This window comes from Actinoallomurus iriomotensis (assembly GCF_030269445.1).
Lineage (GTDB): Bacteria > Actinomycetota > Actinomycetes > Streptosporangiales > Streptosporangiaceae > Actinoallomurus > Actinoallomurus iriomotensis.
In genome coordinates this window covers 530,482-550,253 of the sequence record NZ_BSTJ01000006.1, presented here as the reverse complement: position 1 = coordinate 550,253, position 19,772 = coordinate 530,482, and the positions used below count along the sequence as shown (strand labels likewise).

15 protein-coding genes are annotated in these 19,772 nt (G+C 72.4%); 3 read left to right on the top strand and 12 right to left on the bottom strand.

Going from position 1 to position 19,772, the window contains the following annotated elements; all coding sequences use genetic code 11:
• Window positions 1-9: 9 nt before the first annotated feature.
• Window positions 10-918, bottom strand: coding sequence for a DUF8094 domain-containing protein (locus tag QSK37_RS26405; RefSeq protein ID WP_285626037.1), 909 nt, complete (start codon window positions 916-918; stop codon window positions 10-12).
• Window positions 919-983: 65 nt separating this feature from the next.
• Here QSK37_RS26405 and QSK37_RS26400 point away from each other — a divergent pair, with 65 nt between their 5' ends.
• A complete protein-coding gene (locus QSK37_RS26400; RefSeq protein ID WP_285626034.1) occupies window positions 984-1,523 on the top strand; it encodes an NUDIX hydrolase in 540 nt (179 codons plus the stop codon).
• Between the two features lie 39 nt (window positions 1,524-1,562).
• Here QSK37_RS26400 and QSK37_RS26395 read toward each other — a convergent pair whose 3' ends face one another.
• From QSK37_RS26395 to QSK37_RS26370, 6 genes are all read right to left on the bottom strand, one after another.
• Entirely contained in the window at window positions 1,563-6,497 is a 4,935-nt protein-coding gene (locus QSK37_RS26395; protein WP_285626032.1) for an NAD-glutamate dehydrogenase, read from the bottom strand.
• 24 nt (window positions 6,498-6,521) lie between these two features.
• A complete protein-coding gene (locus QSK37_RS26390; protein ID WP_285626030.1) occupies window positions 6,522-7,328 on the bottom strand; it encodes a tryptophan 2,3-dioxygenase in 807 nt (268 codons plus the stop codon).
• A 111-nt stretch (window positions 7,329-7,439) separates the two neighbouring features.
• On the bottom strand, window positions 7,440-9,368 hold the full coding sequence (locus QSK37_RS26385; RefSeq protein WP_432705599.1) for an acetoacetate--CoA ligase: 1,929 nt from the start codon (window positions 9,366-9,368) through the stop codon (window positions 7,440-7,442).
• 124 nt (window positions 9,369-9,492) lie between these two features.
• Entirely contained in the window at window positions 9,493-10,389 is an 897-nt protein-coding gene (locus QSK37_RS26380) for an aminoglycoside phosphotransferase family protein (RefSeq protein WP_285626027.1), read from the bottom strand.
• A gap of 20 nt (window positions 10,390-10,409) precedes the next feature.
• A complete protein-coding gene (locus QSK37_RS26375) occupies window positions 10,410-11,249 on the bottom strand; it encodes an SDR family NAD(P)-dependent oxidoreductase (RefSeq protein WP_285626026.1) in 840 nt (279 codons plus the stop codon).
• Window positions 11,246-12,181: an SDR family NAD(P)-dependent oxidoreductase gene (locus tag QSK37_RS26370; protein ID WP_285626024.1), complete on the bottom strand. Its 936-nt coding sequence runs from the start codon at window positions 12,179-12,181 to the stop codon at window positions 11,246-11,248. The genes QSK37_RS26375 and QSK37_RS26370 overlap by 4 nt, the downstream gene beginning before the upstream one ends.
• A gap of 71 nt (window positions 12,182-12,252) precedes the next feature.
• Here QSK37_RS26370 and QSK37_RS26365 point away from each other — a divergent pair, with 71 nt between their 5' ends.
• Window positions 12,253-13,170, top strand: a complete 918-nt coding sequence (locus QSK37_RS26365; RefSeq protein WP_285626022.1) for a LysR family transcriptional regulator — start codon at window positions 12,253-12,255, stop codon at window positions 13,168-13,170.
• Window positions 13,171-13,182: 12 nt separating this feature from the next.
• Here QSK37_RS26365 and QSK37_RS26360 read toward each other — a convergent pair whose 3' ends face one another.
• The gene (locus tag QSK37_RS26360) at window positions 13,183-13,911 is read right to left on the bottom strand and encodes a helix-turn-helix domain-containing protein (RefSeq protein WP_285626020.1); all 729 of its coding nucleotides are present in this window, start codon (window positions 13,909-13,911) and stop codon (window positions 13,183-13,185) included.
• Between the two features lie 283 nt (window positions 13,912-14,194).
• A complete protein-coding gene (locus QSK37_RS26355; protein WP_285626016.1) occupies window positions 14,195-15,622 on the bottom strand; it encodes an amidase in 1,428 nt (475 codons plus the stop codon).
• An 88-nt stretch (window positions 15,623-15,710) separates the two neighbouring features.
• Between QSK37_RS26355 and QSK37_RS26350 the strand changes: the two genes are divergently transcribed.
• Window positions 15,711-16,865 (top strand): MFS transporter, encoded by a 1,155-nt coding sequence (locus QSK37_RS26350; RefSeq protein WP_285626012.1) that lies wholly within the window; start codon window positions 15,711-15,713, stop codon window positions 16,863-16,865.
• A gap of 6 nt (window positions 16,866-16,871) precedes the next feature.
• Here the strand turns inward: QSK37_RS26350 and QSK37_RS26345 are convergent, their stop codons facing one another.
• The 3 genes from QSK37_RS26345 to QSK37_RS26335 all read right to left on the bottom strand — a co-directional run bounded on the left by QSK37_RS26345 (window position 16,872) and on the right by QSK37_RS26335 (window position 19,635).
• Window positions 16,872-17,579, bottom strand: coding sequence for a TetR/AcrR family transcriptional regulator (locus tag QSK37_RS26345; protein ID WP_285626010.1), 708 nt, complete (start codon window positions 17,577-17,579; stop codon window positions 16,872-16,874).
• Between the two features lie 34 nt (window positions 17,580-17,613).
• Entirely contained in the window at window positions 17,614-18,828 is a 1,215-nt protein-coding gene (locus tag QSK37_RS26340; protein ID WP_285626008.1) for an FAD-dependent monooxygenase, read from the bottom strand.
• Window positions 18,829-18,933: 105 nt separating this feature from the next.
• Window positions 18,934-19,635, bottom strand: a complete 702-nt coding sequence (locus QSK37_RS26335) for an HAD family hydrolase (RefSeq protein WP_285626005.1) — start codon at window positions 19,633-19,635, stop codon at window positions 18,934-18,936.
• Window positions 19,636-19,772: the final 137 nt, after the last annotated feature.

Here is a 19,772-nt window from a genome sequence, read left to right as displayed (position 1 = left end):
CGGCATCGGCTATGACGTCGTGGCCTGCACGGCCTTGCGGTAGGTGCCGATCACCTGGGTGTCGCCGTGATCGGGCACGACCGCGAGGTACTGGATGAGCGCGACGGAGCTGAGGTGGTGGCCCACCCTCCCCGTGACCAGCCCGGCGAGGTCGCCGTTGGTGTTGACCGTGCCGGGGTCGACCATGTCGTAGCGCTCGCTCTGCCGGACGACGTACCAGACCAGGGCGCCGCCGCCCGTGGTCCGCAGGGCGTACGTGCGCTGCTGGTCGGGCGCGAAGTCGGAGGTCAGGGTCACGCCGCGCTGCCGCAGCTCGGCCTGGACCTTGGTCAGCGCGTCGCGGGACTCGGAGGTGTACGGCCCGGGCGCCATGCCGCCGGCCCCGGTGGACAGCGTCGCCGCGTGCGTGCTCGCCACCTTGCGGGGCTGGAGCGCGGCGTTGGTGTCGGCCGGGTTCACGGCCGTGGCGAAGCCGTCCTTGTCGAGGGCGATGCCGCTGAGCGGCGATGAGGGGAACGGGTCGGCGGCCAGCAGCCAGGGGCCGCCCGCGCGCTCCTGCGTGAACAGCAGGGCGTGGCGGGTCTGCCCGGAGACCGCCTCGACCGCGAACCACTTGGGGTAGCGGTCCTGGCGCGGAATGTAGAACGCCGGGTGGGAGTAGGTGAACGGGGTGTACTTGTCCTTCTTGGCCTGCCGCAGGCGGTAGCCGGCCCGGTCCATCTCGAGCTGGTCACCGGTCTCCACGGTCGCCAGGAGGTCGCCGTCGAGGCCGGCGTTGGCCCGGTTGTTGACGGTCTGGTAGTTGGCCAGGACCTGCTGGGCCTGGCTCTTGGTGATGGCCGGATGCGCGGCCCCGAGGGAACCGCACGCGGAAACTGGGAGGATGGCGGCCGTCAGCGCGGCCAGTCGTCGTCGCATGCCGACAGATTCGCACAGTGACTGATCCACTACTGTGCGAATTCACAATCAGAAAGGACACCGTCGTGCCACTCCCCCAGGCGGCTCGCAGTGGACTGCTCGTGGCGGCTCTGGTCCGCAACGGCACGGACGTGCTGATGGTGCGCGAGCGGCTCGGCGACGATCCGGAGCCCGGCTGGGTCCTTCCCGGGGGCCAGGTGGAGCCCGGAGAGCTGGTGGACGAGGCCGCCGTGCGCGAGCTGTGGGAGGAGACCGGCCTGCGGGCCGCGCCGGGCCGGCTCGCCTTCCTCTGCCAGTACACGGTCACCGACGACCCCGGCTGGGCCGGGGTCTGGACGGTCTTCACGTTCGAGTTCGCCACGTCGGTGCGGGACCTGGCGCCCGCCGACCCGGACGGGTCGGTCCTGGAGGCGGCGTGGGTGCCGGCGGCGGAGGCGCGCCGACGGCTGGCCCGGCTGGCCTTCCGTCCCCGTCGCGAGGCGGTGCTGCACCACCTGCGGGAGGACGGCGATCCGGGCGAGGCGCACCTGTGGCTGTGGCCCGGCGGCACCGACGACGACCCGGTCGTCCTGCCGGGGCCGCGCCGGGCGGTCGAGCCTCGCTGACCGGCCGGCCCGTACGCGGGCCGGCCGGTCTCCGCCGGGTCAGGCGGGGAGGGTCGAGGCGGTCACCAGCGTGCGGATCGCGCGCAGGGCCACCGACAACGTGGCGACGCCCAGGTTGTCGCTCTCCCAGATCTCGCTCAGCGTCTGCGCCGCGCGGGCGACGGCGGCGCTGTTCTTCTCCGTCCAGATGGCCAGCCGCTGCTCCGGCGCGACCCCCGGCTCGCTGATGACGAGCACGTCGCGGGCCAGGGCGGCGTGCGCGGCGTACAGGTCGTCGCGGAGGGCCGACCGGGCCATGGAGTTCCAGCGGTCGTCGCGCGGGAGCTGGATGATGCGCTCGCGCAGGCGGGACAGTTGGAGGCGTTCGGCCAGGTCGAAGTAGACCTCGGCGACCTCCTCCGGCGGCCGTCCGGCACTGTGGGCGATCTCCACCAGGTCGAACGTGGAGAACGCCGGGACCATCATCGCGACCTGCTCGGCGAGCTGGTCGGGCACGCCGGCCTCGGCGAACCGGTCGCGGCGCTCCTCGAAGCCGTCCAGGTCGAGGCCGACCAGCAGCTTGGGCATGTGCGCCGCCAGTGCCGCCGCTCCGGCGGCGAAGAAGTCGACGGTGTCGCGGATGTCGAACGGCATGCGGCGGTTGTGCAGCAGCCAGCGGGCGCCGCGCTCGGTCAGCTTGCGGGCCTCCAGCCGCATCCGGATCTGCGTCGCGGTGTCGACCTGGTAGTCCAGCTCGTCCACCGATCGCCAGAAGGCCTCCATGCCGAACACCTCGCGTGCCACGAGGTAGGCACGGGTGATGTCGGAGGCGGACGCGCCGGTCTCCTCGCCCATGCGGAACGCGAAGGTGATGCCGCTGTCGTTGACCATGCTGTTCACCACGGAGGTGGCGATGATCTCGCGGCGCAGCGGGTGCCGGTCCATGTAGTCGCGGAACCGCTCGCGCAGCGGCGTCGGGAAGTACTCGACGAGGCGGCTGGCCAGGTCGGGGTCGTCCGGCAGGTCCGAGTCGCGGATCTCCTCCTCGAGCGTGAGCTTGGTGTAGGCGAGCAGCGTGGCGAACTCCGGGCCGGTGAGGCCGCTCCCGGACTGCCGGCGCTCGGCGAGCACCTTGTCGTTCGGCAGGAACTCCAGGCGCCGCTTCAGCTTGCCGTCGCGCTCCAGCTTGCGCAGGTAGCGGCCGTGGACGTGCAGCATGGACGACGCCTGGCTGCGCGAGGCGGCGAGCGCGACGTTCTGCGCGATGTTGTCGCGCAGGACCAGGCCGGCGACCTCGTCGGTCATCTCCATGAAGAGCGTGTCGCGCTGCTTGTCGGTCAGTTCGCCGTCGCGGACGACCTGGTCCAGCAGGATCTTGATGTTCACCTCGTGGTCGGAGGTGTCCACGCCCGCGGAGTTGTCGATGAAGTCGGTGTTGACCAGGCCCCCGCCGAGGGCGAACTCGATGCGGGCCCGCTGGGTCAGGCCGAGGTTGCCGCCCTCGCCGATGACCTTGCAGCGCAGCTCGGTCGCGTCGGCCCGCAGCACGTCGTTGGCCTTGTCGCCGACCTCGGCGTGCGTCTCGCCGGAGGCCTTGACGTACGTGCCGATGCCGCCGTTCCACATCAGGTCGACCGGCGCGGTGAGGATCGTGTGGATCAGCTCGTGCGGGGTCAGCGCGTTGACGCCGCCCGGGATGCCGAGCGCCTCGCGCACCTGCGGGGTCAGCGGGATCTTCTTGGCGGAGCGCGGGTGCACCCCGCCGCCCTTGGAGATCAGCGAGGTGTCGTAGTCGGCCCACGAGCTGCGCGGCAGATCGAACAGCCGCTTGCGCTCACGGAACGAGGAGGCCGGGTCCGGGTCGGGATCGAGGAAGATGTGCCGGTGGTCGAAGGCGGCGATGAGCCGGATGTGCTCCGACAGCAGCATGCCGTTGCCGAACACGTCGCCGGACATGTCGCCGACGCCGACGACGGTGAAGTCCTCCTTCTGCACGTCGACGCCGAGCGAGCGGAAGTGGTACTTCACCGACTCCCAGGCGCCGCGCGCGGTGATGCCCATGCCCTTGTGGTCATAGCCCACCGAGCCGCCGGAGGCGAAGGCGTCGCCGAGCCAGAAGCCGTACGAGGCGGCCACCTCGTTGGCGATGTCGGAGAAGGTCGCGGTGCCCTTGTCGGCGGCCACGACCAGGTAGGTGTCGTCGCCATCGTGCCGCACGACGTTCGGCGCGGGCACCACGCGCATTCCACCGACCCCCTTACGGGGGCCCGCCCCCTCCTCGCCGCCGACGAGGTTGTCGGTGATGTCGAGCAGGCCGCTGATGAACTGCTTGTACGACGCGACGCCCTCGGCGAGGAACGCCTCCCGGTCGCTCGGGTCGGGCAGCCGCTTGCACACGAAGCCGCCCTTGGCGCCGGCGGGCACGATCACGGTGTTCTTCACCGCTTGCGCCTTGACCAGGCCGAGGATCTCCGTACGGAAGTCCTCACGCCGGTCGGACCAGCGCAGGCCGCCGCGCGCGACCGGCCCGAACCGCAGGTGCACGCCCTCCATCCGCGGGGAGTACACGAAGATTTCGAACTGCGGGCGGGGCTGCGGCAGGTCCGGGATCGCCTCGGGGTCCAGCTTCAGCGCCAGGTACGGCTTGGGCGTGCCGCCCCCGGTCCGCTGGTAGTAGTTCGTGCGCAGCGTGGCGCGGATCATCGACAGGAAGCTGCGGAGGATGCGGTCCTCGTCCAGGCTGGTGACCGCGTCGAGCGCACCTTCGATCTCCTCGGCGATGGCCGAGCCGAGCTCCTCGTGCGCGTCGGGCGCCGCGTCCGAGCGCGCGCTCAGCGCCGGGTCGAACCGCGACTCGAACAGCCGCACCAGCAGCCGCGCGATGCGCGGGTTGTCGACCAGCACCTGCTCGATGTACCGCTCGCTGAAGGTCGTGCCGGTCTGCCGCAGGTAGCGGGCGTACGCCCGGAGCACCATGACCGGCCGCCAGGCGAGCCCGGCCCGCAGCACGAGGGTGTTGAACGGATCGCTCTCCACCTGTTCGCGCCACAGCGCGGTGAAGGCGTCCTGGAACAGGTCCTTGACGTCGGCCTCGTCCACGTCGGGCGACGGGACGTACCGCAGGCCCAGGTCGTAGATCCAGGAGCGGCGGCCGCCCTCGGGGTCGATGCCGTACGGCCGCTCGTCGACCACCTCGACGCCCATGTCGTGCAGCAGCGGCAGCACGTGGGACAGCGAGATCGGCGGCCCGAGCCGGTACACCTTGAGCCGGCGCTCGCCGGGCTCGCCGCCGTACGGCTCGTACAGGTTGATGGAGATCTGACCCGGCTCGGTCAGCGCCTCCAGGCGCTTGAGGTCGGCGCAGGCCGTACGGGCGGGGAAGTCGGCCTTGTAGCCCTCGGGGAAGGCGTTGGTGTAGCGGCGGGTCAGCGCCCCGGAGCGTTCTTCGCCGCACTGCTCGACGATCGCCTCGACCAGGTCGTCGGCCCACGAGCGGGTGGCGGCGACGAGCCGGGCCTCGACCTCGGCCAGGTCGACGTCGTCGGGCAGCGGGCGGCCGCGCTCGCCGCGGACGACGACGTGCAGGCGCGCGAGCGCGGAGTCGCCGACCATCGCGCTGTAGTCGACGCTCGTGCCGTCGAAGGCGCTGCGCAGGATCTCCTGGATGCGCAGCCGGATCTGCGTGGTGTACCGGTCGCGGGGCAGGAAGACCAGGCACGACATGTAGCGGCCGTAGGCGTCCTTGCGGACGAACAGCCGCAGCTGTTTGCGCTCGCGCAGCCGCAGCACGCTCGTCGCGATCGGGAACAGCTCGTCGGCCGAGATCTGGAACAGATCCTCGCGCGGGTAGGTCTCCAGGATCTCGATGAGGTCCTTGCCGTCGTAGCTGTCCGGGGCGAGCCCGGCGCGCTCCAGGACCGTCCGGAGCTTGCGGTCGAGCACCGGGATGTGCTCGATGCTCTCGCTGTACGCGGCGTGGGTGAACAGGCCGAGGAAGCGGCGCTCGCCGACCACCTTGCCGTCGTCGCCGAACCGCTTGACGCCGACGTAGTCGAGGTAGGCGGGGCGGTGCACGGTGGCGCGGGAGTTGGCCTTGGTCAGCACGAGCAGCCGCGGCTCGTGCGCCTTGGCGCGCACCTCCGGCGGCAGCGAGGCGAAGCTGGTGGACTCCGGCTGGTCGGAGCGCAGGATGCCCAGGCCGGTGCCCGGCACGGCCCGCAGCCGCTCGCCGTCCTCGCCGGACTCCAGGGTGTACTCCCGGTAGCCGAGGAAGGTGAAGTGGTCGTCGGCCAGCCAGTCGAGCAGCGCGACGCCGTCGCCGATCTCCTCCTCCGGCAGCGGCGGCCGCTTCTCCCGCAGCCCGGTCGCGATCGTACGGGACAGGGACCGCATCTTGTCCTCGTCCTCGACGGCGGCGCGCACGTCGTCGAGGATCCGGCGGATGTCCTTCTCCAGATCCTGCAGCAGCGTGCGGTCGGTCTGCCGGTCGATCTCCAGGTGGATCCAGGACTCCTCGAGCACCAGGCCGTCGCCGTCGTCGGTGCCCCGCAGGTGGCCGGCCACGTCCCGGCGGACGTTCAGCTGCGGGTGGACGATCAGGTGGGTGGACAGCTGGTGCCGGTTGAGCTCCATCGTCACCGAGTCGACCAGGAACGGCATGTCGTCGGTGACCACCTGCACGACGCTGTGCCCGGGGTCCCAGCCCTGGTCGTCAACGGTGGGCGTGAACGCGCGCACGTTGGCCCGGCCCTGCGGGCGGTCCTCTGCGAGCTGGCGGTGGGACATCGCCGGGCCCCAGATGTCGGCCGGGTCGCGGGAGTCGAGGTCCTCCACCGCGACATGCCGATAGTAGAGCCGGAGGAAGCCGAGAATGTCGTCGGTCTCCTGTCGGGCGCCGTACGTGTGGTGGGCACAGGCCTCCGCCGCATGGCGCAGGAGATCGTCCTTGGCCCGCTCCGCTTCGTCGTCCGGCCGGCCGGTCGGTTCGCCGCTCATCTACAAATCTCCCTCAGTGCCTTCTCAGAGCAGGGTTCGCAATTCCCACAGCAACGGGTAATACCGCAGGTCAAGCCTGCTTCGGAGGTAAGGCGCGCCGGTGGAGCCACCGGTGCCCGACTTGGTGCCGATCTGCCGCTCGACCATCTGGACGTGGCGCTGGCGCCAGAGCGCCGCCATCTCGTCATGGGTCAGCAGATCCTCGGACAGCTGCCAGAGATCGTCGTAACGCTCCCGGTCGTGGGCCACGGTGACCAGCGACTCCCGGATCTCGTCATCGTCGCCGGCCGCGAGCCCGCGGCCGCGCAGCAGCGTGACGAAGGCGTCCCAGAGCGTCGGCTCGGCGAGCCGGCGGTCGAGGCGCTCCCGCTCGTCGTCGGTGAGGCCGCGGAACCGTTTGACGAAGCCGGGGTCCTTGTGGCCGGAGAGGAACTCCATCTCGCGGAACTGCACGGACTGGAAGCCGCTGGCGGGCGCCAGCTTCTCCCGGAACGCCATGAAGTCCTGCGGGGTCATCGTCTCCAGCACCGGGATCTGGTCGACCAGCACCCGCTCGACGGCGTGTACGCGCCGGAACAGATGCCGGGCCAGCCAGACCTCGTCGTCGATCATGGCCCGGCGGATCTCGCCCAGTTCGTGCAGCAGCAGCTTGAACCAGAGCTCATAGACCTGGTGGATCGTGATGAAGAGCAGTTCGTCGCGGGCGGGGGGCTCGGACTCGGGGACCTGCTGGTCGAGCAGGGTCGGCAGCCTGAGGTAGGCGCCGTAGGTGAGGCGCCCCCCTTCTTCACCGAAGTTACGCCCCGGTGCGCCATATCCGTTTCCGGGCATACCGGACACGGAAGCGGCCGCACCACGCCGTTGTGGTGTTGCGCTCACGGGCGCCACATTAACTCGAAAACCGGGTTTCGCCGACTCGTGGACGGACGGCTCGCCGTGGCACTAGTGTCCTGACGTGGGCATGAAGTGCGTCAGCACCTCGGGATTCGCCATGGCGTCGGGGTTGGCGGCCTTCTCCACGGGGGTGCCGAGCAGGATCTTGCGCACCGGCACTTCCAGCTTCTTGCCCGACAGCGTGCGCGGGATGCCCGGCACCGCGCGGATCTCGTCCGGCACATGCCGCGGCGACAGCGTCGACCGCAGCGCCGCCCGGATCCGCCCGGTCACCTCCTCCGACAGCTCGACGCCGTCGGCGAGCTGCACGTACAGCAGCAGCCGCCCCTCCTGCCCCAGCTGCCCCGTGTCGACCACCAGCGAGTCGGCGATCTCGTCGAACGCCTCCACGACGCGGTAGAAGTCGGCGGTGCCCATGCGCACCCCGCCCCGGTTGAGCGTCGAGTCCGAACGGCCGTAGATCACGTTGCCCCCGTCGGGCAGGATCTTGATCCAGTCGCCGTGCCGCCACACGCCCGGGTACATGGCGAAGTAGGACTCCCGGTAGCGTTCGCCGCTCTCGTCGTTCCAGAAGTAGATCGGCATCGAGGGCATCGGCTCGGTCAGCACCAGCTCGCCCACCTCGTCGACGACCGGCTCACCCGCGTCGCCGTACGCCTCGACCTTGGCCCCGAGCTCCCGGCACTGGATCACGCCCGCGCGCAGCGGCAGCAGCGGGCACGGCCCGACGAACCCCGTGGCGACGTCGGTGCCGCCGGAGAACGAGCCGACCAGCGGGTCCCGGCCGACGTGCTCGTACAGCCAGGCGAAGCCCTCGGGCGGCAACGGTGAGCCGGTCGAGCCGATCCCGCGGATCCGCGACAGGTCGAAGGTCTTGCCCGGGTCGAGGCCGGCCTTCATCGACGCCAGGATGTACGGCGCGCCGACGCCGAAGTAGGTCACCCCGGTCTCGGCGGCCAGCCGCCAGAGCGTGTCGCCGTTCGGCGCGCCGTCGTACATGACGATGGTCGCGCCGGCGAGGAGGCCGCCGACCAGGTAGTTCCACATCATCCAGCCGGTCGTGGTGAACCAGAAGAAGACGTCGCCGGGGCCGAGGTCCTGGTGGAAGCCGAGGGACTTGAGGTGCTCCAGGACGATGCCCCCGTGGCCGTGCACGATCGGCTTGGGCAGCCCGGTGGTGCCGGAGGAGTACAGGATCCACAGGGGGTGCTCGAACGGCACGTCGTCGAAACCGGGCTCGGCGCCGGGCCGGCGCAGGTCGTCGTAGCCGATCGTGCCCTCGTGGCCGTCGGTGCCCAGGTACGGGATCAGCACGGTGGCGCTCAGCGTGGGCAGCGCCGCCTGGATGTCGCGTACGACGTCGCGCCGGTCGTAGCGCTTGCCGTTGTAGGGGTAGCCGTCCACCGCGACGAGCACCTTCGGCTCGATCTGGGTGAACCGGTCGATCACGCTCGGCGCCCCGAAGTCGGGCGAGCAGGAGGACCAGATCGCCCCCAGCGAGGCCGTCGCGAGGAAGAGCACCAGCGCCTCGGGGATGTTCGGCACGTACGCGGCCACCCGGTCGCCCCTGGTCACGCCGAGCTCGCGGAGCCCCTGGCGCACCTCGGCGACCTGCGTGGCCAGCTCGCCGTACGTCAGGGTGCGCTGGTCACCGGTCTCCGACCGGAAGATCACCGCCGTGGCGTCCTGGTCGCGGTCGGCCCGCAGGGCGTTGCGCGCGTAGTTGATCGTGGCACCGGGGAACCAGCGCACGCCGGGCATCCCGGCGCCCTCGCGCACCGGACCGTCGCCCCGCTCGCCGAGCACGCCGAAGTACGACCACACCGTGTCCCAGAAGGCGTCGACCTCGGTGACCGACCAGCGCCACAGCTCGTCGTAGGAACCGAGGCCTCGCTCGTCCATGAGCCTGCCGACGCGGGCCCGCCGCCGCGCGTCCTCGGACGGCTCCCACAGCAGGTCACCCTCGGTCACCGACACGTCATGGCCTCCAAGCACTAGTGATGGCCATCCCAGCTTCAGCACGGCGGCCACGCTGTGCAACATAGAACACCACCACGAAACGCCTGGGAACCATGTGACCGGGCGATACCGTGGGGACTCGTCAGGGCCGAGTGTCTCTCCGGATCTCGCGGATGACGTGGCGGGCGTTGGCGGAGATGACCGGGTTGGTGTTCCGGTAGTACGGCAGCTGGCCGAGCGCCATGGACAGGGCCCAGCCGCGGCCCCGCGCCCAGGTCGCCTCGTCGACGTCCACGGCGTCCCGGAACGTCTCTCTGGCCGCGGCCGGCAGCAGGTTCCAGGCGACGATCAGGTCGCAGGCGGGGTCGCCGACCCCGGCGGTCGCGAAGTCGATGACGCCGGTGAGCCGCCCGCCGCTGGTGAGCAGGTTGCTCGGCATGAGGTCGGAGTGCACCCAGCACGGCGCGCCGGTCCACGGCGGTGCGGCGAGCGATCGCTCCCAGGCGTCCGTGGCCGCCGCGGCGTCGAAGGGCTCGTCGGTGTGGCGGAGCTCCTCGATCGCGGCACGCGTGGACGCGTCGACGCTCGCCAGCGGAACCCCACGGTACGCGGCGGGCCCGCCGTCGGCGTCGAACTTCCGCAACGCGGTGACGAACGCCGCCAGGTTACGCGCCAGGAGGTCGGGCTCGGCCACCCGGCCCTCGACCGGGCACTCGCCGTCGATCCAGCGGTGCACCGACCAGGCCCACGGGTATCCCTCGGCGGGCTCGCCACGCCCGACGACGGCCGGGATGGTCACGGGCAGCGCCGGCGCGAGCCTGGGCAGCCACCGTTCCTCCCACTCCAGGTCCGCGACGCCGCCCGCGGTGAGGGGAAGCCGGACGGTCAGCGCCTCGCCGAGCCGGTAGACGGCGTTGACGGTGCCCCCGGAGGCGAGCCGCTCGACCGGCAGGTCCGCCCACTGCGGGAACCGCCCCCGGACCAGGCGCCGGACGAGATCCGGGTCGGTGTCGGCCTCGTCGGCGTGCATCTTGACCATCCGCCCAAGGTAATCGGCGCTCAGGGTGACCAGGGCAGGACCTGACCATGGCGGACGAGCCGGCCGTAGTGGTCGGGGTCGACGGGGTCGAGGGCGAGATCCAGGAGGGCGAGGGCCGCCTCGGCCGGGCTGGGGGCGCCGCTGACGTCCCACCACATGCCGGAGGTCGGCGTGTTCATCATCCCGGGGCAGACGGCGGCGAGGAGGATGCCGCGGGCGAGATCCGGCTCGCGGCGCTGGTGCGCGAGCGCGCGGACGGCGGCGACCTGGCCGATCTTGGAGGGGATGTTGACGAAGCCGGGCCAGGCTCCGCCGCGGGCGCTGCCGTCCTTGACCGCGTCACGCCAGGCCGCGACCTGCTCGTCCACCTCGTCCAGGGACGTCGGTCCGTCGAAGCGGTCGTGGAGTACGGGCGCCAGGTGGTGCAGGGTGCCCAGCGAGCTGGCCACGACGATCAGCCGCCCGTCGTCCCGCAGCAGCGGGGCGAAGGCGCGCAGCACCCGGGTGGTGCCGAAGTTGTTGACCTCGGTGTAGGCGTCGACGATCTCGCGTGGGTCGTCGTCGGGGCCCACCCGCATGACGGCGTTGTCGAACACGATGTCGACGCCCTGGTGCCGCTCTTTCAGGCGCGCGGCGAGCCGGCCGGCGGCCTCGGGGTCGGCCACGTCGAGGAGTTCGCCGCGAACCCGGGCTCCGCCACCGGGCATGGCGTCGACGGCCTGGGTGACGCGGTCGACGTCGCGGCCGGTGAGGTAGACGGTGTCCTGCGGGGCCATGCGACCGGCGAGTCCCTCGACCAGGGCCAGGCCCAGGCCCTGGGTGGCGCCGGTGACCAGGGCGACCTTCGGTGTGGTGTTCATGCCGCTCCTTCGGTGGCGGCGAGGGACAGGTCCCACAGGCGCTCGGCGCCCGCCGGGTCGAGGGCGTAGCGGGCGACGCCGTGCAGGCGCGGCGCCTCACCGCGGCGGTCGACGGTCTCGGTCTCCTGGCAGTCGACGAAGTAGCGGCCGCCCACGCCCGCCAGCAGGGGCGAGGTGGCGAGCAGGACCGAGGTGGCGGCGCCCTGCGCGGGCGTCTTGATCAGCTCGGGCGGGACCGTGCCGCTGCCGCGGCCGCCGGTGTGGCGCTGCAGGTTGGTGTGGATCGCGCCGGGCATGAGCGCGTTCGCGGTGATCCCGTCACCGGCCCAGCGCCGGGTCGCCTCGACCGCGAAGAGCACGTTCGCGGTCTTGGACTGGCCGTAGGCGAGCCAGGGGTCGTACGGGCGGAAGGCGAAGTTCACGTCATCGAAGACCACCGGCGAGAGCTGGTGCCCGCTGGAGCTGACCACCACGATCCGCGCCGTACCGTCGGCGGCCAGCGCCGCGTGGAGCCCGGCGGCCAGGGCGAAGTGGCCGAGGTGGTTGGTGGCGAACTGCCACTCCCAGCCCTGCGGGGTGTACCGCTCGGGGCAGGCCATCACGCCCGCGTTGTTCACCAGGATGTGCAGCGGCCCGCGCCAGGAGGCGGTGAACGCGGTGATCGAGGCCGGGTCGGTCAGGTCCAGCGGTGCGACGTGCGGCGCCGTACGGCCCGTGCTGTCCGCGATGTCCTTGGCGGCGCGCTCCCCCGCGGCGATGTCGCGGACCGCCAGGGTGACCTCGGCGCCCGTGGCGGCGAGGGCACGGGCCGTCTCCACGCCGAGGCCGGAGGAGGCGCCGGTCACGACGGCGCGCCGGCCGGTCAGGTCGATACCCGCCGCGACCTCGGCCGCGGTGTCGGCGAAACCGAACGGTGTCCGGATGAGGTTCATGCCGACCACGCTAGGAATCGGCAACCCATTCCACCAGCGAAAGTTCCTCAGGTGGGATATGCGTAAGTGTCATGGCCTTCACCGATGCCTCGCTCACCGCGCTGCGGGTATTCCGCGAAGTGGCCGAGCGCGGCACGCTCACCGCCGCGGCCACCGCGCTCGGCTACACCCAGTCCGCCGTCTCCCGCCAGATCGCCTCGCTGGAACGCGCGGCGGGCACGCCGCTGCTGGAACGGCGCCACGACGGCGTGCGGCTGACACCCGCCGGCCACGTCGTCGTGCGCCGCGCCGCCACAGTGGTCGACCAGGTCGACGCCACCGCGCGGGAGCTGGCCGGTCTGCCCGACGAGCGCGGCACCGTCCGGCTGGGCTGGTTCGCCAGCGCGGGGGCCGGGCTGCTCCCACGGGCGCTGGCCGCGCTGCGCCGCACGCATCCGTGCATCACCGTGATCAGCCGCGAGGGCGGCACCCCGGCCCTGGTGCGCGCGCTGCGCGCCGGCACTCTCGACCTCGCGCTGGTCGCGTCGGCGCCGCCGTTCCGCCCGCTCGACACCGAGACGCCGAGCCTGGAGCTGCGCACGCTCACCGAACGAAGCCTGCGCCTGGCGGTGCCCGCCGCCCATCCGCTCGCGCGGGGCGACTTCGTGGACGTCGCCGACCTGCACGGCCAGCGCTGGATCGCCGGGTCGGGCGGGGACCGGGTGATGGGCGTCTGGCCCGGCCTGGACGAGCGGCCCGAGATCGTCCACACCGCCCGCGACTGGCTGGCCAAGCTGCATCTCGTCGCCGCCGGCTGCGGCATCACCACCGTCCCGGCCGCGCTCGCGGCCACCGTTCCCACCGGGGTCCGGGTGCTGCCGGTCCGCGGCGGGCCGAGCGAACAGCGGCGCATCCTGCTGGCCCACCTCCCCCGGCCGCTGCCCGAACCCGCCGCCCGCCTCGCCGCCGCGCTCCGCGCCGCCGTGATCGACACGGACACGCCGCTGTAGGCCGGTGCGGGCTCAGCGGCTGGTGAAGTAGGCGCCCGGGGGCACGCCGGTGGCCTTGCGGAACACGGCGACGAAGGCGCTCGGGGTCGTGTAGCCGACGCGTCGGGCCGCGGTGGCGACCGGCAGCCCCTCAGCGAGCAGCGGCAGCGCCGCTCGCAGGCGTACCTGGGTGCGCCAGCGGCCGAAGGGCATGCCCGTCTCGGCCGTGAACAGGCGGGCGAGAGTGCGGGTGCTCGTGCCGGTGCGCCGGGCCCAGATGTCCAGCGTCGCGTCGTCGGCAGGGTTCTCGATCACGGCGCGGGCCACGTCGAGGGCGCGCGGGTCGCGGGGCATCGGCACCGCGATGGTGGTAACCGGCACCGGCGCGAGCTGGTCGAACAGGACACTCTCGGCCCGGCGGCGGGCGGCCGTGGGCGGCTCGGTGGCGGCCAGGTGGAGGATCAGCTCCCGCGCCAGGGGGCTGATCGCGACCACCGTCGGGGCGGTCCAGCCCGGCCCCCGCTCGGCGGCGAAGTAGGGGCAGCAGACGGTCGTGTGACGGTCGGCGTCCATGGCGTGCTCGACGCCCGCCGGGATCCACAGGGCACGGGCCGGCGGCAGCACCCACGTGCCGCCGGTCGAGGAGACGGTGAGGATGCCCGAGGAGGCCCAGGCCAGCTGGTGGCCGGTGTGCCAGTGCGTGTCGAAGCGGTGACGCGCCGAAGAGAACTCCGCGACCAGGATCGCTCCGTCGCCGCGCACGCGAAGCTGGCTGTTTCGCGATATCACCTGACCGCCTTGGTCGTTCCCGCCATCGTCGTCCGTCCCTAATCTGCACGAGCATGAACCTGATTCACAACCGGATCCGCGGCTCGGCCGGGTGGGCGAACTCCATGCGTACGGGCCTGTTCCCGGTGGTGCTCAAGGATGTCGATCTCGGCGACGACGTGCTGGAACTCGGCCCCGGCATGGGTGTGAAGACCCGTGAGCGAGGCGGCCGGCCTGACGGACGTACGCGTCACCCCGGCGTCCGGGCGCGTGCACTTCACCGCCCGCCGGCCCGCCTGAGCCCCTCCGGCGGGACGCGGTCGCGCCAGGGCACGGCCTCCTCCAGCCGGGCGGCGACGCGGAACAGCAGGTCTTCCCGCCCGTACGGGGCGACGAGCTGAACGCCGATCGGCAGGCCGTCGCGGCTCTGCGCGAGCGGCAGGCTGACCGCCGGCTGCCCGGAGATGTTGAACAGTGAGGTGAACGGGCCGTAGTCGAACTCGGTCCGCAGCCAGCTCTCCACCGTGTGGTCGGGGTCGTCGTAGCGGAGCGTGCCGTGCGGCGCCGGGAGACGCGCGAGCGTGGGAGTGACCAGCAGGTCGTACTCGGTGAAGAACGCGCCGACCGTCCGGGTGAGGCGGTTCTGCTCGTCCAGGCCCGCGATCAGGTCGAGCGCGCTCCGCTCCTCGGCCATCCGCAGGATCCGCCGGGAGACGGCCTCCATCCTCGCGGGGTCCGGCCGTCTCGGCGCCAGCAGCAACGGGGCGACGAGCGCCACCATCTGGGTCATGATCGTGCGCAGCACGGCGTCCCGGTCGACCTGCGGGCTCGCCTCCGCGACCGCGTGTCCCATCTCCTCCAGCAGCCGGCCGGTGCGTGCCGTCGCCTCGGCCACCTCCGGGTCGACCGGGACGCCCGGCCAGGCACGCGTGGTCACCGCCACGCGCAGCCGGGGCGGATCGGCCGCGAGCTCCTCCTCGTACGGGCGGGGCGGAGGCGGCGCGGTGTACTTGTCGCCCGCCGCCGGGCCCCGGATCGCGTCGAGGTAGCGGGCGGCGTCGCGGACGGTCCGCGTCAGCCCCGACTCGACCGCCATGCCGAATCCCGGCTCGCCCAGGTCCGGCCCGCACGGCGTCCGGCCACGGCTCGGCTTGAGGCCCACCAGCCCGCAGCACGAGGCGGGCAACCGGACTGAGCCGGCACCGTCGTTGGCGTGCGCCACCGGCACCGCCCCGGCGGCGACCAGCGCGGCGGCCCCGCCGCTCGACCCGCCCACGCCACGGTCCGGCCGCCAGGGGTTCCGCGTGGGGCCGTACCGCAGCGACTCGGTGGCGAAGCTGACCACCAGCTCGGGAACCGTGGTGAGGCCCAGCGTGACCAGCCCGGCGGCGCGGACGCGTCTCATGAGGTCGGTGTCGTGCCGCGGGGTCACTCCCGGGATCGCCCGGCTGCCCAGGAAGAACGGCACGCCCTCGGCCATCGGCCCGCTGTCCTTGATCAGGAACGGCACTCCCGCGAGCGGCCCGTCGTCCGCGTGGTCGAGCGCCGGGTCGAAGATCGGCAGGGCCAGCCCGTTGACCCGCTCGTTCGCCGCCTCCAGCGCGCGCCGGGCGGCGTCCTCCACCTCCGCGGCGGTGACCTGCCCGGACGTGATCAGCCCCCGCAGCCCGACCGCGTCGTGGCTCGCGTACTCCCAGAGCTCCACAGGGCCACTCTACGAACGGCCGAATCGCGATACGGATCGGCATGGTGGCTTGTTCCCGTCATCGCCCTGGTCTCCTAGCGTCGTGATCATGACTTCGGGACGACGGACGCTGACGTTGCTGGTGGGAACCCACGTCGTCGACGACCTGTACCAGGGCGCGGTGCCGGCGCTGCTGCCCTTCCTGGTGGCCGAGCGGCACTACGGCTACGCGCAGGCGACCGGAATCACGCTCGCCGCGACCTTCCTGTCGAGCATCCTGCAGCCGGGGTTCGGCGTGCTGACCGACCGGCGCCGCGCGCCCTGGCTGGTCGGGGCCGGGCTGCTGACCGCGGGCGTCGGCATCGGGCTGTGCGGGCTGGGCGGCGGCTACTGGACGACCTGGTTCGCGGTGGCGCTGTCCGGAGTCGGGGTCGCGGCCTACCATCCGGAGGCCGCGCGGGCGGCGCGGCAGGCGGCGGGGGCCTCGGCCCAGGGCATGAGTGTTTTCGCGGTGGGCGGCAACGCGGGCATCGCGGTCGCGCCGCTGATCGCCGCCCCGATCCTGGGGGCGACGGGCCTGGCCGGCACTCCCCTGCTCGCCCTCCCGGCCGTGGTGACCGCCCTGGTCCTCGCGGCGGCCTGGCGCAGCCGCGAACCCGCGCCCGCCCGCGGACGCGCCGCCGGTGACGCGGCGACCGACGACTGGCGCGCGTTCGGCTGGCTGACGGTGGTCGTCATGTGCCGGTCGGTCGCCTACTTCGGGATCTCCTCGTTCCTTGCACTCCTGCTGATCCACCGGTTCGGCCTGTCGAAGGGCGCGGCGTCGGCCGCCCTCACGGTCTTCACCGGGACGGGTGCGGTCGGCACGGTGCTCGGCGGGCGGCTCGCGGACCGGGCCGGGCGGCTCAGGGCCGTGCGCACCGGCTACGTCCTGACCGTTCCGGGCCTGCTCGGCCTGCTGTTCGCCCCGGATCCGGCGGTCGCGTTCGCCGCCGCGTTCGTGCTGGGCCTCGGCCTGTACGTGCCGTTCGCCGTGCACACCACGCTCGGCCAGGAGTACCTGCCCGGCCGGATCGGCACGGCCAGCGGCGTGACCCTGGGCCTCGCGGTGTCCGTGGGCGGGATGGTCGCACCGCTGCTGGGCCTGGTCGCCGACGCGTACGGCATCCGCACGGCGCTGGCCCTCCTGCTCGTGCTCCCGCTCATCGCCCTGGCGGTGTCCACCCGCCTGCCGGAGACGCGGGTCGCGGTGGCGAGGGCATGACGCGCGCTACTGGAGGGTCTGGCCGCGGCCGATGAGGTCCAGGACGGCGTCCCGGGTCTCGCGGAAGACGGCGACGGTCTCGGCCGCGGCCGCGGCGATGACCGCCTCACCAGGTCCGACGGAGGGTTCGAGCAGCTGGGCCACGGTGTCGGCGAGGACCTCGTAAGGGTCGTCGACGTGCAGCGGTGCGGTGGCCGGGTCGGACATCGCCGTGCCGAACCCGGTGAGCACGGCGTGCAGGGCGTACGCCTGGCCGGCCAGGGGGCGGTCATCGCGGATCAGGCCGTGCCGGCGAAGGATCGGCATGACGGCGTCGCACAGCGCGCTGGGCCTGGTGCGGGCGAACAGCTCCCGGTCGCCCGCCTGCGGCGTGAGCGTCCGCAGCTCTCCGTCGTTCAGGCGGGGCGCCAGCGAGAGGCCCCGCCCGGTACGGATCAGCAGCGGGGCCAGGCGGCGCGGCAACACGGCGGCGGGGTCGGCGCTGATGCGGGAGATCACCTCGTCCAGGAAGGTCAGCAGCTCGCGGGCGAAGAGCCCCAGGATGAGGTTCTCCTTGGCCGGCCAGTAGAGGTAGACGGTGCCCTTGCCGACCCCTGCCGCCCGGGCGATCTCGCCGACGGTGACCTTGCGGACGCCGTGGTCGAGCACCAGCTCCCGCGCGCTGTCCAGGATGCGGGCGGCCTTGCGCGAGTGGTGTTCGATCAGCTGACTCACCGGGACTGTCCTCTTCCTTCGTACGCGGGACCGATCAGACGGCGGCGACGTCGAACTGCTTGTTCCGCATGGCGGGGCCGTTCACCATCCTGCCAATGGTCGGCCCCAGGGCCGGCATTCGCATGAGGCGGAGCATCGCGGTCCGCACGAGCTTCTCCCTGCGATCGTGGGGCGTGAAGAGCCTGCGCATGGCCAGTGCGCCTTGCTGCTCGGTGTGGATGAACGGCCGCATCCGGGACTCCCACGCCCGGAGCGCGCCGGGCAGGTCGCCTGGGTGCCGCCGCAGCATGGTGCCCAGCAGCTCGGCCCCGGCGATGCCGCTGGAGGCGCCCATGCCCGCGTACAGGGTCACGCACCAGGCGGCGTCGCCGATCAGGACGACCCGGCCGCGGTGCCAGCTGGGCGTCCTGACCTGCTGCACCGAGTCGAACAGGTGATCCGGGGCCTGCGCGAACCGGGTGAACAGGTGCTCCAGCAGGGGCCCCGGTGGCTCCGGGCCGAACGCGGCGCGGATGGACTCGATCGGCGGACGGGTGAACTCCGCGTCGATGTCGTCGGTGCGGTAGGAGAACAGCAGGCTCGGGGCATGGTCGTGGAAGGGGAAGGTCCATGCCGAGCGGCCCGGCTCGGCCAGAACCAGGCCCTCATGCGGTCCGAAGCCCTCGATCGGCGCGTCGAGAGCGGTGACGCCGATCATGTAGTTGAGCGGACGCAGGTACTCCCCGGGGCCGAAGGCCAGCTCGCGTACGGTCGAGCGCAGGCCGTCGGCGCCCACCACCAGGTCGAAGCGCTCGGTGACCGTGGCGCCCGAGACGGTGTCGTGCAGCGTGACCTCCGCCGCCGAGTCGTCCTGGACGATGCGGGTGGGCACGGTCGAGTAGCGGATCTCCACATCGGCCGGCAGCGCGGAGAACAGTCCCTGCTCCACGTCACCGCGCAGCAACTGCCGGGGCCGGCCGGGCAGGGCGGCCGGGTTGATGCCGGGAGTGCGGCGCCCGGCCCGGTTCACCTCGTGGTTGACGAGCCGCGGGTGGCCGCGGTCGCCGATCGTGTCCAGCACGCCCAGCCGCCGCGCGGAGGCGACGCCGGTGCCGAACAACATGATGAAGTACCCACTCGAGCGGCGGGCGGCGGCCTTCTCCACCAACACCGGCTGCCAGCCCACCTGCCGTAGCCGCAACGCGGTGGCGATGCCCGCGATCCCGAGCCCGACCACCAGCGCGCGGCCATGCCCGACCGTGTCCGTCATGACGACCCCCTCCTGCCGTGTCGGCTCACGGTACCAACTGACCAAAATGGTCCTGTTGGTCAGTCGCGGTCGTACGGACCGGTCACGTCGATCGTGGCGACGCGTTCAGGAGGTGGTCAGCGACTCCACCGCGCGGACGACCTGGTCGGTCTCGGCGAGGGTGGGCAGTACGACGTCGGCGCCGGCGCCGCGCAGCTCGGCCTGGGTGGCGTTGCCGGTGGCGACGGCGATCGTACGGGCGCGGGCGATCTGGGCGGCGCGCACGTCGTTCGCGGAGTCGGCGATGAGCACGGTCGCGGACTCCGCGATCGGGGCGCCGTACTTCTCGGCGGTACGGGTGCGGGCCAGCTCGACCAGCGCGGCCTTGGGATAGGTCTCCGAGCCGTACCCGCCGACCTTGAAGTCGAGGTGCTTGTCCAGCCCGAGCGCGGTCAGCTTGGCGATGGCGTTCGGCTCGATCGAGCCGGTCAGGACGGACTGGACGACGTCGCGCTGGCGAGCCACCGCGGCGAGGGCCTCGCGGGCGCCCGGCAGCACCCGGCCGTCCTTGCGGATGGACTTGCGGCGGGCGGTGAACGCCTCGCCCAGCGCCGCCATGAACCGCCCGAGGTGGTCCTCGGTGGTCACGACGTCGTTGAACGCCAGCGTCTCGAAGATGATCTCCGATTCGGTACGGCCCACGGTCGGCGCCAGGCGTACGAGCGGGCGCCCGGTCACCTGTTGGAAGGCCTCGGCGTACGCCTCCCGCGTCACCCGGCCGACGTCGACGAGCGTGTGATCGACGTTCCACAGCACGAGACGGGGCATGACGGACTCCTGCGGTGAATCGGGGCGAAGGTCAATCGTCGTGGTAACGCCACTGTGTGCGCAAACCCGCTGTTCAACCGGGGGGGGAGCAGCGCCATCGTCGTGGCCGCTCACGCCACCCCACCCACGATCAAGGC